Here is a 13,942-nt window from a genome sequence, read left to right as displayed (position 1 = left end):
ACCCATGACCACCGGATCCGATCCCGTCCGCGCCGAAGGCCCCTCGGTCGTCACCGACGGCGGCCACGAAGGGGCGAAGCTGCTGGTCCTCGACCCGGCGGGCGAGGGCAAGCACGGCGAACTCCCGGCGACGTGGCGGCCCCTCGCGGCCCAGCGCCAGATCATCTGGTGCAGGCTGCCGGTGGACGGCGCGCTCAGCCAGGCCGAAGACGTGCTCGGCGACGCGGAACCCGGTGGCCCGCCGATCGACGTCGTGGCCGCCGGCGACTCGGCCGCGGACGCGCTGCGGCTGGCCGAACGCCATCCCGGCGCCGCGTCGCATGTCCTGCCGGTCGACCCGGTGCCGGACGAGTCCTCCGACCTCGCCGAACGGGTGCGCTCGGCCGGGACCGCCGTCGACGTGCTCCCCCACAGCGCCGGCGAACCGTACAACCGGGTGCCGCCGCCACTGCCGCTCGGGCATCCCGACGTCGTCGCGGGGATCACCAAGATCCTCGAGGACGTTTAGCCGCCGGAGGGCGGCGGTATCCGGCGGCCATGAGCGAAACCGTTGCGGACCATGTTCTGGCCAGGCTGCGCGAATGGGACGTGGAGCAGGTCTTCGCCTATCCCGGGGACGGGATCAACGGGCTGGTGAGCGCGTTCGGCGCGGCGGGGAACGAACCCCGTTTCGTGCAGACGCGGCACGAGGAGATGGCGGCGTTCGCGGCCGTCGGCTACGCGAAGCTGAGCGGACGGCCCGGTGTCTGCATGGCGACGTCCGGCCCGGGGGCGATCCACCTGCTCAACGGCCTCTACGACGCCAAACTCGACCACGTGCCGGTGGTGGCGATCGTGGGCCAGACCGCGCGCAGCGCGATGGGCGGCAGCTACCAGCAGGAAGTGGACCTCCAGGCGTTGTTCAAGGACGTCGCGAGTGAGTACCTCGTCGAGGTGAACGTCCCCGAACAGCTGCCGAACGCGCTCGACCGCGCCCTCCGCACGGCCATCGCGCAGCGCGCGCCCACGGCGGTGATCATCCCCGCGGATCTGCAGGAGGAGACCTACCAGCCGCCGCGGCACGAGTTCAAGCACGTGCCGTCCTCCCCGCCCGATCATCCGCGGGCCAGCGTCATCCCGCCGTCGGAAGAGGTCGCCCGCGCCGCCGAAGTGCTGAACGCGGGCGAGAAGGTGGCGATCCTGGTCGGGCAGGGCGCGCGCAACGCCGTCACCGAGTTGCGCGAGGTCGCCGAACTGACCGGCGCCGGAGTGGCGAAAGCATTGCTGGGCAAGGATGTCCTGTCCGACGACCTGCCGTACGTCACGGGCTCCATCGGCCTGCTCGGCACCCGGCCGACGTACGAGATGATGCGGGACTGCGACACGTTCCTGATCGTCGGCTCGAATATGCCGTACGCGCAGTTCCTGCCGGAATTCGGCCAGGCCCGCGCGGTCCAGATCGACATCGATCCCCGGTTCCTCGGCCTGCGGTATCCGACCGAGGTGAACCTGCTCGGCGACGCGAAGGGCACGCTGCAGCAGCTGATTCCGTTGCTGGAGCGCAAAACCGATCGGGCCTGGCGCGAAAAGATCGAGAAGAACGTCGGCGAATGGCAGGAGACGCTGACGCGACAGGCGATGCTGGACGCGGACCCGGTCAACCCGATGCGGATCGTGCACGAACTGGACGAGCGGATCCCCGAGGACGCCATCGTCACCGCCGACTCCGGTTCGGCGACCAATTGGTACGCCAGGAATCTCCGGATCCGCGGCCGCATGCGGGGCACGCTCTCCGGCACCCTCGCGACGATGGGCTCGGGAGTCCCGTACGCGATCGGCGCGAAGTTCGCCCATCCCGACCGGCCGGTGATCGCCCTGGTCGGCGACGGCGCGATGCAGATGAACGGGATGGCGGAACTGCTGACCATCGCCCGGTACCGCGAACTGTGGGCCGATCAGCGCTGCGTCGTCTGCGTGTTCCACAACGGTGACCTGAACCAGGTCACCTGGGAACTGCGCGCCATGGGCGGCTCGCCGAAGTTCGACCCGTCGCAAACCCTGCCGGAAGTGTCCTATTCGGACTTCGCGCTGGAGATCGGCCTCGGCGGGATCGCCGTCGACGATCCCGACCGGCTCGGCGAGGCATGGGAGGTCGCGCTTTCGGCCACTGTGCCGACCGTACTCGACGTCCGCTGCGATCCCGAGGTGCCGCCGATTCCGCCGCACGCCACCTTCGAGCAGGTGAAGGCCATGACCGAAGCCGTCCTGAAGGGTGAACCCGACGCCTGGCACCTGGTGACGCAGGGGATCAAGACGAAGATGCAGGAGCTGCTGCCCTCGCGGCGCTGAGAGATGTCATGAAAGGGTCGTTCAGGACATTTTCCGTCCTGAACGACCCTTTCATGACATCCGGGAAGGACCTCGGCAGGGCTCAGGCGCTCGCGCCACCGTCGAGCACGATGTCGTGCCCCACGACGTAAGCGGACTCGTCCGAAGCCAGCCAGAGCACCGCCGCCGCGATCTCTTCGACCGCGCCGATCCGGCCGAGCGGGATGACCGAACCGAGCCGTTCGGCCCGGTCTGCCTCGGTCTCACCGGGCCGGAACGACATGCCGGTATCGGTGGCGCCGGGGCTGACGGCGTTGATCCGGATGCCCTCGCCGATATGGTCACGCGCGGCGGTGCGGGTCAGCACGTCGACGGCGGCCTTCGACGCGGCATACGCGGCCATCCCCGGGAGCCGGTGGTGCGAGCCGATATTGGAGGACATGTTGACGATGACTCCCCCACCGCCCGCCCGCATCTGGGCGATCTCGTGCTTCATCGACAGCCACGTGCCCGTGAGATTCGTCCGCACGACGGCGTCGAACCCCTCTTCGTCCAGGTCCGCCGCCGGCCCGGGGCTGCCGAGCACGCCGGCGTTGTTGAACGCGATGTCGAGTTTGCCGTGCCGCCGCACGGTCTCGGCGACGAGACGCTCGACTTCCGCGCCTGCGCTCACGTCGGCGGTCACCGCGTCGGCCGTTCCGCCGCCGGCTTCGATCTCCTTCACCGTCTGACGGAGCTTCTCGCCGTCCCGCCCGGAGACGAGGACCTGAGCACCCTCGCGCGCGAAGGCCGCCGCCGTGGCACGGCCGATCCCGGAACCTCCCCCGGTGACCAGGACGACCTTGCCGCTGAATCGCTTCCCCACAGTTGATACCACTTTCTGTTCCGATCGTTCCATTATGAGTGTTTGCGAGCGGCTTCGAGCACCGCGACGGCCTGCTTCGCGGTCGCCCTGACCCGCGCCGCGGGATCCGGTCCCTTGCCCAGCACCCGCATGCCCTGCAGGACGGTGAGCAGGAAGCCGGCCAGCTCTTCCGGGTCCGTGGCGGCGTCGAGTTCGCCCTGCGCCTTCGCGCGGCTCAACGCCATCCGCACGGCCAGCTCGAGCGCGTCCCAGCTGCGCTCGACCACCCGCGCGACCTCGGGATCCTTCGGCATCATCTCCATGGCGGCGTTCACCACGAAACAGCCTTTCCGCCCCGATTCGCCCAGTATTTCGGCGAGATAGCGGTCGATGAGCCGCCGCACTCCCGCGAGCGCCGGACCCGGCCCGGCGAAGTCCTCGACGAACCGCTCGTTGCCCCGGGCGATATAGCGGTTCAAGGCCGTCAGGTACAGCTCGTGCTTGGTGCCGAACGTGGCGTAGAGGCTCGCTTTGCCGATGCCGAGCTCGGCGACCAGATCACTGACCGAGGTGGCCTCGTACCCCTGCCGCCAGAACAGTTCCAACGCGGCTTCGCAGGCCGCGTCGACGTCGAATTCCTTCACCCTGGACACGAGAGAAGCCTAGCCACATCTGGACCGATCGGTCAAATAAGCGCCGGTCGATTAAGGCTCGGGGACGGCGGAGGCGGTGTCGCGAAAGCCACTTTCGGGACACCAGACGTCTCGAAAGTGGCTTTCGCGACATGCTTCGCCAGGGCGGTGCCGGGCCCGGCCACGGCCGACGTTGCGAAAGCCACTTTCGCAACGTTGAAGGTTGCGAAAGTGGCTTTCGCAACCCTCGCGCAGGGCGAGGTGAAGGATTCAAGGAGGTGGCAAGGGAACCGGTGTCTCAGGAAGCGGAGTCGTAGGCCGACCGGGCCTCTTCCACCTTCGGCAGGTTCTCCGTCGACCAGTCCGCGAGGGTCGCGAAAAGCGGCGCCAGGCTCCGCCCGAGCTCACTGATCTCGTACTCGACCCGGGGCGGCACCTCGGCGTGATAGGTCCTCGTGAGCAGACCGTCGCGTTCCAGCTGCCGCAGCCGTTGCGTCAGCACCTTCGGCGTGATCGACCCGATGCGCCGTTCGAGTTCGACGAACCGCTGCCTGCCGAATTCGTTGAGCGCCCACAGGATCGGCGTGGTCCAGCGGCTGAACACGAGGTCGACCACCGGGGCGATCGGGCAGGCCTGTTCGGGGGTCGTCGAGGCGTCGGCGCGCATGGGCCCAAGGTACGCCGGGTTGCCGAGTTGTCATGATCCGGACACCCCACGGCCGTGCCGGGGCGCGTAACGTTCTGTTATGGACTTGACCACCGAAAGGCTCGTCGTCCGCGAGTGGTCCGAGGACGACGCCGAAGCCGCGCTGGCGATCTACGGCACCACCGACGTGACCCGCTGGCTCACCCCGGCGATGGACCGCGTGACCGACGCCGCGGCCATGCGTTCGGTTCTGCAGGCCTGGCAGCAGGCGCAGCCGAATCTCGTGCCGCCACGCGGGAGATGGGCGGTGCAGCGCAAGGAGGACGGCGTCGTCGTCGGCGGGCTGGGCATCCACCTGCTGCCACCGTACGAAGAGGACCTGGAGATCAGCTGGCAGCTGCATCCGGACGCCTGGGGCGAGGGTTACGCCTCCGAGGCCGCCCGCGCGCTGATCGGCTGGGCGTTCACCCAGGACACCGACGAGCTCTTCGCCGTCGCGCGGCCGAACAACACCCGCGCCATCGCGACCGCGAAACGGCTCGGGATGGTCTGGGTCGGGGAAACCGACAAGTACTACGGCCTTCGCCTGCAGGTGTACCGGATCCGGCACACGGACACCGTCTAGGCGCTGTCCACACGGGACACTTCGCCCGAGACGGCGTGTCCCGCGCCGTGCCCGTCCGCCGTGGCGACGACGCGGCCGCCTTCGACGCGGATCGCGGCCTCGGTCTCGTCGCTGACCGCCGGCACCCCCGCGGCCGCCGCCAAGGCCCCGGTCGCGTCGCACACCACGCGCAGCCGCGGCCAAGACGGCTCCGGGAAAGCCTGCCGCAGCCCCCCGCAGACTTCCGCGACGATCAGCCGGGTCAACGGCACCAGCTCGGCGGGCTCACTGGTCACGACGACGACGGTGACATCGCCGCCGTGAGCCCGGACGGCTTCTTCCGCGGCGCCGAGCCGATGCGTGCCCAGGACGACGACCACGCCGTCGGCGGGTACGAACGATTCCGCGCGCACGAGGTCGACGGCTTCTGGCGGTGACCACGGCCGGTCGGCCGCCCGTGCCGTGGGCGCGATGACCGGCGGCGCCCACCAGTCGTTGAAGGCCAGTCCCGCCAACCGTTCGCAAGCGCTCACGACGTCGAAGGGCTCGACGAGGGCCGGCGCGGCGACCGCCAGCTGACCGGCGCCGTGCAGCGTGGTCAGCACGGTCTCCGCGAGCCGGACCCGGCGCGGGATCGGCGAGCCCGGCGGCCGCTCCGGCGGGGCGAGCCGTTCCAGCGCGAGTCCCAGCAGCAGGCCGTTGAGCTTCACCAGCTGAGCGAACGGCCCCCGGACACGCTCGTCCGCGAGCACTTCCGGCATCAGGTCGCGCGCGAGGCCCGCCTGCTCGTCGCCTAGGGGGAACGCGGCCACTCTCGACCTCGCCAACGCGCCCAGCGCGCCCTCGATCGTCTCACCGGGCGCCGCGTGGGGCGCTCCCGCGGGCCGCTCGGCCAGTTCGGCCAGGACGGCGAAGTACAGCGCGCGTTTTCCCGGGAAGTTCGAGTAGACCGCGCCACGGGTGAGCTCCGCCCGCTCGGCGATGACGTCGATCTTGGCGTCCCGGAAGCCCTGTTCCGCGAACTCGTCGCGCGCGGCGGCCAGCACCTTCGCGCGATTGCGCTCCTGCGTCTCCGCCCTGCTCAGCCGGACCATCGGCCTCCCGTCTGCCGGCACGTTGCTCTTGGACCCGGATCAAGATACCTTGACCATTAAGATGATGAGAACATCTGATTTGAACATCCGAACTGGGAGAGCCGCTTTGTCCGAAGTTCCCGAGATCCTCCTGACCGACCCCGAGGTCATGCGCGACCCGTTCACCGCCTACGCCCCGGCCCGCGAGCGCTCCCCGATCGCCAGGCTCAGCGCACCCGGGTTCGCCATGTGGGCGGTGCTGCGTCACGAAGAGGCGCGGAAGATGCTGAGTGACCCGCGGTTCGCCCTGAGCGCGAACAGCTACCAGCGAATGGACATCCCCGACCACTGCCGCCCGTACATGCGCACGATGCAGGAGGTCGAGGGGCCGGAACACCTCCGGCTGCGGCGGCTCGTCGCCCCCGCGTTCACCCCACGCAAGGCCGCCGCGCTCCGCCCTGGCATCGAGCGGCTCGTGGACGACCTCCTCGACGAACTCTCCGGCGAGGACCGGATCGACCTGGTCACCGCCTTCGCGCGGCCACTCCCGGTCGACGTGATCTGCGCACTGGTCGGCATCCCCGCGGCCGACCGCCCGAGGTGGCGCGAATACGGCGCGCTGGTCTCGGCAGGCGACGGCGCGGGACTCGCGAAAGCGGTCCCCGGGATCGTCGAGGGCGCGCTCGCCGCCATCGCGGACCGGAAACGCGAAGCGGGCGAGGACGTCGTCTCCCAACTGCTCCGGATCCAGGCCGAAGACGGCGATCGGCTCAGTGAAACCGAACTGGTCGCCCTGGTCTGGCAACTCGTGCTGGGCGGACAGGTCCCCGGCAACCTCATCGCCAACGCCGTCGAGATCCTGCTCTCCCACCCCGGACAGCTCGCCGAGCTCCGCGAGAACCCCGAGCTCATACCCGGCGCGGTCGAGGAGGTGATGCGCTGGCAGAGCCCGCAGCTGCTGACGATCCCCCGGTTCGCCACCACGGACGTCCGGATCGGCGACGTCCTCATCCCCGAAGGAGAACCTGTTACCGTCGCGATCGCGGCCGCGAACCGGGATCCCCGGGCCTTCGAAGACCCGGACGTCTTCGACATCCGGCGCCCGGCGGGACCGGCCTGGCACCTCGCCTTCGCCCACGGGCCGCACTTCTGCCTCGGCGCTTCCCTGGCCAGGGTTCAGGTCGAGGTCGCGCTCACCGCGCTGCTGCGCAGGTTCCCCGATCTCGCCCTCGCCGACGGCCTGCTGCGGATCCCGGACCCCGGCACCTGGCGGCTGAACGCCCTGCCGGTCACGCTGCACGCCACGGTTGCGAACTGAAACACGTTCTAATAGCGTGAGCGGCTGTGAGACACGGGATAGTGCTGTTCACCAGTGACCGGGGGATCAGTCCGGCGGCGGCCGCTCGCGCGGCCGAAGCGGCGGGTTTCGACACCTTCCACGTGCCCGAACACACGCACATCCCGGTCAAACGGGAGGCTCCGCATCCACGCACCGGTGATTCGTCGCTGCCCGACGACCGCTACCTGCGGACACTGGACCCGTGGGTCGCGCTGGCCACGGCTGCCTCGGTGACCACCCGGATCCGGCTCGCGACGGCGGTGGCCCTCCCGGTCGAGAGCGATCCGATCACGCTGGCGAAGACGATCGCCAGCCTCGATCACCTCTCGGCCGGGCGGGTCACCCTCGGCGTCGGCTTCGGCTGGAACGTCGACGAGCTGGCCGATCACGGCGTCCCCGCCGGCAGACGGCGCACGGTCCTGCGCGAGTACCTGGAGGCGATGCGCGCGCTCTGGACCCAGGACGAAGCCTCGTACGCGGGCGAGTTCGTCTCGTTCGGCGCAAGCTGGGCTTGGCCGAAGCCGGCTCAGGCCCCTATCCCCGTGATCGTCGGCGCGGGCGCGACGGAGAAGACGTTCCGCTGGATCGCGAAATCGGCCGACGGCTGGCTCACCACCCCCGGCGACACCGACATCGAGGACAAAGCCCGGCGGCTCCGCGAGATCTGGCGTGAAGAGGGCCGCTCGGGCGAGCCGGAGATTTCGGCACTCGGCGTCCGCCCCGATCCGGAGAACCTGGCCAAGCTGGAAGCGGCCGGGGTCACCGAAACGATCTTCGGCCTCCCGGACCGCTCCCCCGAAGAGGTCGAAGCCTGGCTTCAGCGTCTCGCCGGGAAACTCAGCCTGCCCGCTGGGAGTCGATGAGGTACCTGCCGTTCTGCTGGACCAGGACGAAGGTCTCCCTCCCCGTCGTGGTCCCGCCGGAGGCCCGCACGTAGGTGAGCGTCGCCGTCACCGTGTTGCCGGATTCGGTCACGTTCGACACGGTCACGGCGTTGAACTGCTTCCAGTAGTTCGAATAGCGCTCGAAGCTCTGGTTCCGGTTCTGTTTGAAGCTGTCGGTCAGCGTCGCGAACCCGGCCTCGAGGTTCCCCGGGATGAGCGCGTAGTACGCCGCGAGTGCCTGCCCCGGCGTCTGTGCCGGAGGTGGCGCGGACGAAGACGACGAAGACGGCGGCGTCGAGGGCGGCGGCGAGGACGGCGGAGGCGGCGGCGCGACCGGTTCCGACGTGGTCGGGACGGCGGACTGCGACTGGGAGGCCGGCGGCGGCGCCTGACCGGACGGGGTGTCGTCGTCGCGGTTGAGCACCACGACCACGGCCGCGGCGGCGGCCGCCGCGAGCACGAGGAACACCGCGATCACGCCGACCAGCATTCCCTTGCGCGCCTTCGGCGGCGGTTCCTCGGCGACCAGTGTCGTCGGCTCCCCCGCCGCGAGTGCCCGCAGCTCACGCTCGGTCTCGGCCATCGTCGGCCTGCTGTCGGGACGGACGTCGAGGAGCCGGTTCAGCAGCGGCGTCAGGATCCCCGACTTGACCGGCGGGGTGATCTCGCCGCTCGACGCGCGGTACAGCAACGCGATCGGGTTCTCGGCCGTACCGTACGGCGTGCCGCCTTCGAGCGCGGTGTACAGCGTCGCGCCGAGCGAGAACACGTCGGAGGCGGACGTGGCGTCCTCGCCACGGGCCACCTCCGGCGCCAGGAACGCCGGTGTCCCGGAAATCTCGCCGGTCGCGGTGAGCTGGACGTCGCCCATCGCCCGCGAGATCCCGAAGTCGGTGATCTTGACGGTGTCGTCGTCGCCGAGCAGCACGTTGCCGGGCTTGATGTCGCGGTGGACGATGCCCGCCCGGTGCGCGGCCGCCAGCGCCGAGCACAGCTGGATGCCGAGGCGGATGACGTCGTCGACCTCCATCGGCCCTTCGCGCAGTTTGTCCGCGAGGCTGGTCGAGGGCAGGTACTCCATGATGATCCACGGGCGGTCCTGCTCGTCGATCACGCCGAAGACGGTGATGGCGTGCGGATGCACCAGCCGCGCGGCGATCCGCGCCTCGCGCAGGGCGCGGTTCTTGGCCTCGTCGGCCTTCTGCTCACCGGCCCCGTGCGGCAGAAGGAGTTCCTTGACCGCGACCGTGCGCTCCAGGTTCTCGTCGCGCGCCCGCCACACGGTGCCCATGGAGCCACCGCCGACGGGCTCGATGAGATCGAACCGGTCGGCGAGGCGGCGGATCTCCTCCATTGTCGACGTCCCCCTGGAGCTGTGTCGTTCGCGCGAACCTTGCCAGCATGCCAGGAACGCGCCGGGAGGCAGGACCCGGCAGGGTGGTTTCCGGGGCGGTGTCGGTCACGTCGCCCGCTGGACCGTTCAGCGGAACCTCGCCCCATCGGCTGCCCCGAAGTTCGTATCCCGTCCCGCCGTGGGCGCACTTTACTTCTCCGGTGTGACCTGTTTCCGGGAAAGGGCGGCGATGCGGGAAACGATCGGTGGACGCGGCGTGCTCGAAGGCGCCTTCGCGTTGCTCGAAGCACTCGACGAACACGGCGGGCAGGCCGGGCTGACCCAGCTCGTGCGGGCGACCGGGCTGCCGAAGACCACCGTGCACCGGCTGCTGGACCAGCTGGCCGACCTGGGCGCGGTCGAACGGGCGGACCGCGGCTACCGGATCGGTTCGCGCGTCTTCCGCCTCGGGCGGTTCTGGCAGCCCGAACTCCGGGACCTGGCCAAGGAACGGCTGCCGTCGCTGTCGGCGCGGATGCGCGCGAGCCTGGTGCTCGTGGTCCCGAGGGAGGGCCGCGCGCTGGTCGCCGCGGGCGCCGTCCTCCCCGCCGACGACGTCCCCGTGTACCCGGGCCGCCCGCTTCCGCCGGGAACCGCCGCCGGACGACTCCTCGCCGCCCACCACCCGGCGCTCGCCGAACCGGACACGGACGCGCTGGAGATCCGCGAGACCGGATACGCGGCCGAATCGGAGACGATCACCGCGGGGCTCGGCTGCGCCGCCGTCGGCATCAGGACCCCGGACGGCCGGGTCGGCGCGGCCCTCGCCGCCGTCCTGCCCGCCCGCCGCGACCCGGTTTCCGCGGTGGCCGGGTTGACGAGTACCGCACGCGCGTTCGGCGCCGCGCTCGCCGAATGCGCGCGGCGGAACCGGGCGGGATGATCGGCGAAGCGCGAACAATCCGCGAACAAACGCGAAACCGGATGCCTCACCTAATTCAGGCGGAATATTTCCGACGGTACCCCTCACCGTGCGTCCACACCCGGCGGCACCCAGTGCCGAAACCAAGATCACCCTTGCCCGGCATACTGTTTGCGTGACCGATCGCCTACCGGACCGGCCGGCAGGCGGCGATCAAATCACCGTTCTCCCGCTTTTCGAGGTGCTTCCGAAACGGAGCGGCGCACGTACTGTTCAGGAATTCTTTCGGACAAGGAGGGAATTCCTTGAGAAGACATTCCTGGAAAAGACGGGGCGTGGCCGTAGCCGCGTTTCTCATCATGGTGTCGGCGGCGTCGGCCACCACGGCGGTCCCGGCGTCGGCCACCGGGGTTTCCGGCCGCCCCGTGGTGGCCGGGATCGACCTGGAGCGGGCCACGATCCCCGATCTGCAGCGGGCGATGCGCTCGGGACGGCTGTCCTCGGTCCAGCTGACGGCCTTCTACCTGCAGCGGATCCGCAAGCTGAACCCGACGCTCCACGCGGTCCTCACCACGAACCCGGACGCGCTGCGGCTCGCCGCGGAAAGCGACCTGCGGCGGCACCGGCACCGGTCGAAGGGCCCCATGGACGGGATTCCGGTGCTGCTCAAGGACAACATCGACACCGCGGACCGGCAGCCGACCACGGCGGGCTCGACGGCGCTGCTGGAATCCCGCCCCTACCGCGACGCCGGAGTGGTCGAAAACCTGCGTGAGGCCGGGGCGGTCATCCTCGGCAAGGCCAACCTTTCGGAATGGTCGAGTTACCGCTCCACCAGCTCGTCGAACGGCTGGAGCCCGCTCGCCGGGCAGACCGCCAATCCCTACGTCCTCGACCGCAACCCGTGCGGCTCCTCGTCCGGCCCGGGAGTGGCCGTCGCCGCACACCTGGCGACCGTCGCCGTGGGGACCGAAACGGACGGTTCGATCAGCTGCCCGTCCGGCGCCAACGGCATCGTCGGGGTCAAGCCGAGCCTCGGGCTCGTCAGCCGCAGCGGGATCGTTCCGGTGTCGAAACAGCAGGACACCGCGGGCCCGATGGCGCGCAACGTGGTCGACGCCGCGATCCTGCTCGCGGCACTGAACGGGGCCGACCGTCGTGACCCGATCACCGTCGACGCCGCCCGCCAGTCACTCGACGACTACACGCGATTCCTGCGCCCCAACGCTTTGCGCGGAAAGCGGATCGGCGTCTGGCGCGAGGTCTACACCCCGGACGACACGACGAAGGCGGCGTTCGACCAGGCATTGAGCAGGCTCCGGAAGCTCGGCGCGACCACGGTCGAGATCACCATCCCCTATCTGGACGTCATCGCGGCCAACGAGTTCCCGGCGATCCGGACCGAGTTCAAGCACGACATCAACGCCTACCTCGCTTCCACCGGCGGCAAGCACCCCGCCGACCTGGCCGGGCTGATCCAGTACAACCTGGACAACGCGGCGATCGAAATGCCGTACTGGACGCACAACCTGTGGGACCGGTCGCAGGCGACCACCGGTGATCTCAACGATCCGGCGTACCGCGCGATGCGGGAGGCCGCGACGAGCGCCGCCCGGCGGGGTCTCGACGAGACGCTGCGCGGTGAGAAGCTCGACGCGATCGTGGCGCCGACGAACAACGCCGCGTGGAAGACCCAGCTCGGCGTCGGCGACGGCGCGTTGCTGATCGACTCGTCCGGCCCGGCGGCCGTGTCGGGCTACGCCAACATGACCGTGCCGATGGCGTACGCCGGACCGTTGCCACTGGGGCTGTCGATCATGGGCGGGCGGTTCAGCGAACCGTCGCTGCTGGCCATCGCCTACGCCTTCGAACAGGACACGAAGGTCCGGCGGCTGCCGACCTTCATCCCGTCGATCGGCTGATCCGGGGTCGCGGGGTAAGGCAAGGGTGGCCGGCTGAGGTGCAGAAGTGTCACCGCGAGTGAGGGGTGTGTGGAAATAGAGACGTTCGACGTCCCTATTTCCACACACCCCCACGTCGCAGGAGGCACAGTGTGGATTTCTGGTCACCCAACGCACCAAAATCCACACACCTCCTCGCCTAATGGACCAGCAGCCCGAGGCTGCGCTCCACTTCGGCGACCGCCGCCTCCCGCTCGACGTGACCGTCGATCACCAGCGTCGCCAGCCCGTGGAGCAGGCACCAGAGCGTGACGGCGAACCCACCAGGATCGTTCCGCTCCCCCACGCGGTCGGCGAGCAGCGCACAGGTCACCCGGTGGGCCTCGGCCAGTTCCGGATACGCGGCGCGGTCACCGATACCGGCGCCCGCCATCAGGCGATACAGCGCGGGATGCTCCAGGGCGAAGCCGAGGTAGGACCGCCCGAGCGCGGTGACCGTCCCGGCGCCGCAGTCACGCAGCCGTCCCTGCACTTCGGCATGACCCTCCAGCGCGACCGCGACCAGCAGCGCGTCCTTGTCGCGGAAATGCCGGTACGGCGCCGCGGTGGACGCACCCACCTTCGCGACCGCGGCGCGCAGGCTCACCCCCTCCGGACCTCGTTCGACGAGGAGCTCCCGTGCGGCGAGGACGAGCGCACGACGAAGATCCCCGTGGTGATAGGCACGTTTGTTGATCATGGCGGACCCCCCAGCCCTTGATGCCACGCGAACGCCCCACCTTAACGGGTGCGGAACCGGCCGTGAGCGCTTCGGGGCGTTCCGTGTCCGTCAGTCCCGCCGAGCGGCACCGCAGAGCCGCAGCACACTCTCGGCGAGCGCGTCGACACCGTCTTCCAACGTCATCTGCTTCGCGTCCACGGCCTGCCCGGCGGCGTGCCCGAGCGCCACGATCGCGCTGACGAGCCAGGGATTCGCGAGCCGCCGGTCGAACTCGCCCGACGCCTTGCCCCGGGTGAGCAGCCGGTCCAGATGATCGGACACCGCCGAGTGGCGGTCCCGATCGGCTTCGGGGTCGTTCTCCTCGGCGGCGCCGGCGGGCAGCAGCGGGTAGCGCCGGAACATCTGCCAGCCGACGTCGAGCAGGCGCAGCATGGCGTCGGCCGCGAGACCCTCGTCGAGCCGCGCGGCGTCCATCTCGTTCGCGGCCTCCTCGGACACCGTGTCGATCACCGCGCTCAAGAGCGCTTCACGGGTCTTGAAGTGCGCGTACACGGTCTGCCTGCTCACCCCGGCCGCCCTCGCGATGTCCTCGACGCTCGCCTGGCCTTGTGTGCCAAGGACTTCCTTGGCCGCGGCGAGGATCGAAGCGACACTGCGGTCGGCGTCGGTCCTCCGCCGCCGCCGCCGCCCCTCGGCCACCTCAGACATGTTGTCAACCTTAACCCAGGCCGCTACC

Annotated in this window: 14 protein-coding genes; 7 read left to right on the top strand and 7 right to left on the bottom strand. The window is 69.9% G+C overall.

Annotated features, from left to right (window positions below):
* The first annotated feature begins 4 nt into the window (after positions 1-4).
* Entirely contained in the window at positions 5-508 is a 504-nt protein-coding gene (locus tag ACOCEP_RS26365; protein WP_482331682.1) for a hypothetical protein, read from the top strand.
* A 29-nt stretch (positions 509-537) separates the two neighbouring features.
* The gene (locus ACOCEP_RS26360) at positions 538-2,328 is read left to right on the top strand and encodes a thiamine pyrophosphate-requiring protein (protein ID WP_482331681.1); all 1,791 of its coding nucleotides are present in this window, start codon (positions 538-540) and stop codon (positions 2,326-2,328) included.
* 82 nt (positions 2,329-2,410) lie between these two features.
* On the opposite strand, the gene ACOCEP_RS26355 is transcribed toward ACOCEP_RS26360, so the two are convergent.
* From ACOCEP_RS26355 to ACOCEP_RS26345, 3 genes are all read right to left on the bottom strand, one after another.
* Positions 2,411-3,172: an SDR family NAD(P)-dependent oxidoreductase gene (locus ACOCEP_RS26355; RefSeq protein ID WP_482331680.1), complete on the bottom strand. Its 762-nt coding sequence runs from the start codon at positions 3,170-3,172 to the stop codon at positions 2,411-2,413.
* A 32-nt stretch (positions 3,173-3,204) separates the two neighbouring features.
* Positions 3,205-3,804 carry a TetR/AcrR family transcriptional regulator gene (locus ACOCEP_RS26350; RefSeq protein WP_482331679.1) on the bottom strand — a complete coding sequence of 200 codons (600 nt, stop codon included), beginning with the start codon at positions 3,802-3,804 and terminating at the stop codon, positions 3,205-3,207.
* Positions 3,805-4,081: 277 nt separating this feature from the next.
* Positions 4,082-4,450 (bottom strand): winged helix-turn-helix transcriptional regulator, encoded by a 369-nt coding sequence (locus ACOCEP_RS26345; RefSeq protein ID WP_457955643.1) that lies wholly within the window; start codon positions 4,448-4,450, stop codon positions 4,082-4,084.
* A 79-nt stretch (positions 4,451-4,529) separates the two neighbouring features.
* Here ACOCEP_RS26345 and ACOCEP_RS26340 point away from each other — a divergent pair, with 79 nt between their 5' ends.
* Complete coding sequence (locus ACOCEP_RS26340) at positions 4,530-5,054, top strand: GNAT family N-acetyltransferase (protein WP_192745067.1); 525 nt, start codon at positions 4,530-4,532, stop codon at positions 5,052-5,054.
* On the opposite strand, the gene ACOCEP_RS26335 is transcribed toward ACOCEP_RS26340, so the two are convergent.
* Complete coding sequence (locus ACOCEP_RS26335) at positions 5,051-6,127, bottom strand: TetR/AcrR family transcriptional regulator (protein WP_482331678.1); 1,077 nt, start codon at positions 6,125-6,127, stop codon at positions 5,051-5,053. The two genes, ACOCEP_RS26340 and ACOCEP_RS26335, sit on opposite strands and share 4 nt — an antisense overlap.
* Before the next feature lie 106 nt (positions 6,128-6,233).
* Between ACOCEP_RS26335 and ACOCEP_RS26330 the strand changes: the two genes are divergently transcribed.
* Together ACOCEP_RS26330 and ACOCEP_RS26325 are read left to right on the top strand one after the other, a co-directional pair.
* Entirely contained in the window at positions 6,234-7,424 is a 1,191-nt protein-coding gene (locus tag ACOCEP_RS26330) for a cytochrome P450 family protein (protein ID WP_482331677.1), read from the top strand.
* Positions 7,425-7,450: 26 nt separating this feature from the next.
* Positions 7,451-8,308 (top strand): LLM class F420-dependent oxidoreductase, encoded by an 858-nt coding sequence (locus ACOCEP_RS26325; protein ID WP_482331676.1) that lies wholly within the window; start codon positions 7,451-7,453, stop codon positions 8,306-8,308.
* On the opposite strand, the gene ACOCEP_RS26320 is transcribed toward ACOCEP_RS26325, so the two are convergent.
* Entirely contained in the window at positions 8,283-9,683 is a 1,401-nt protein-coding gene (locus tag ACOCEP_RS26320) for a serine/threonine-protein kinase (RefSeq protein ID WP_482331675.1), read from the bottom strand. The genes ACOCEP_RS26325 and ACOCEP_RS26320 overlap by 26 nt on opposite strands.
* Before the next feature lie 178 nt (positions 9,684-9,861).
* Between ACOCEP_RS26320 and ACOCEP_RS26315 the strand changes: the two genes are divergently transcribed.
* Together ACOCEP_RS26315 and ACOCEP_RS26310 are read left to right on the top strand one after the other, a co-directional pair.
* Positions 9,862-10,605, top strand: a complete 744-nt coding sequence (locus ACOCEP_RS26315) for an IclR family transcriptional regulator (protein ID WP_482331673.1) — start codon at positions 9,862-9,864, stop codon at positions 10,603-10,605.
* Positions 10,606-10,943: 338 nt separating this feature from the next.
* Positions 10,944-12,506, top strand: a complete 1,563-nt coding sequence (locus tag ACOCEP_RS26310; RefSeq protein ID WP_482339829.1) for an amidase — start codon at positions 10,944-10,946, stop codon at positions 12,504-12,506.
* Positions 12,507-12,684: 178 nt separating this feature from the next.
* Here ACOCEP_RS26310 and ACOCEP_RS26305 read toward each other — a convergent pair whose 3' ends face one another.
* On the bottom strand, positions 12,685-13,224 hold the full coding sequence (locus ACOCEP_RS26305) for a TetR/AcrR family transcriptional regulator (RefSeq protein ID WP_482331671.1): 540 nt from the start codon (positions 13,222-13,224) through the stop codon (positions 12,685-12,687).
* Positions 13,225-13,314: 90 nt separating this feature from the next.
* Complete coding sequence (locus tag ACOCEP_RS26300) at positions 13,315-13,914, bottom strand: TetR/AcrR family transcriptional regulator (protein WP_482331669.1); 600 nt, start codon at positions 13,912-13,914, stop codon at positions 13,315-13,317.
* Between the last annotated feature and the right edge of the window lie 28 nt (positions 13,915-13,942).

The sequence above is a fragment of the Amycolatopsis sp. CA-211722 genome, assembly GCF_056828465.1.
Note: the sequence above shows the minus strand (reverse complement) of the source record. Positions and strands in the feature narration are given on the sequence as shown.

Coding starts and splice junctions, on each gene's coding strand:
- ACOCEP_RS26365 (WP_482331682.1), top strand. CDS start 5: ATGACCACCGGATCCGATCCCGTCCGCGCCGAAGGCCCCTCGGTCGTC.
- ACOCEP_RS26360 (WP_482331681.1), top strand. CDS start 538: ATGAGCGAAACCGTTGCGGACCATGTTCTGGCCAGGCTGCGCGAATGG.
- ACOCEP_RS26345 (WP_457955643.1), bottom strand. CDS start 4,450: ATGCGCGCCGACGCCTCGACGACCCCCGAACAGGCCTGCCCGATCGCC.
- ACOCEP_RS26340 (WP_192745067.1), top strand. CDS start 4,530: ATGGACTTGACCACCGAAAGGCTCGTCGTCCGCGAGTGGTCCGAGGAC.
- ACOCEP_RS26335 (WP_482331678.1), bottom strand. CDS start 6,127: ATGGTCCGGCTGAGCAGGGCGGAGACGCAGGAGCGCAATCGCGCGAAG.
- ACOCEP_RS26320 (WP_482331675.1), bottom strand. CDS start 9,683: ATGGAGGAGATCCGCCGCCTCGCCGACCGGTTCGATCTCATCGAGCCC.
- ACOCEP_RS26310 (WP_482339829.1), top strand. CDS start 10,944: ATGGTGTCGGCGGCGTCGGCCACCACGGCGGTCCCGGCGTCGGCCACC.
- ACOCEP_RS26305 (WP_482331671.1), bottom strand. CDS start 13,224: ATGATCAACAAACGTGCCTATCACCACGGGGATCTTCGTCGTGCGCTC.
- ACOCEP_RS26300 (WP_482331669.1), bottom strand. CDS start 13,914: ATGTCTGAGGTGGCCGAGGGGCGGCGGCGGCGGCGGAGGACCGACGCC.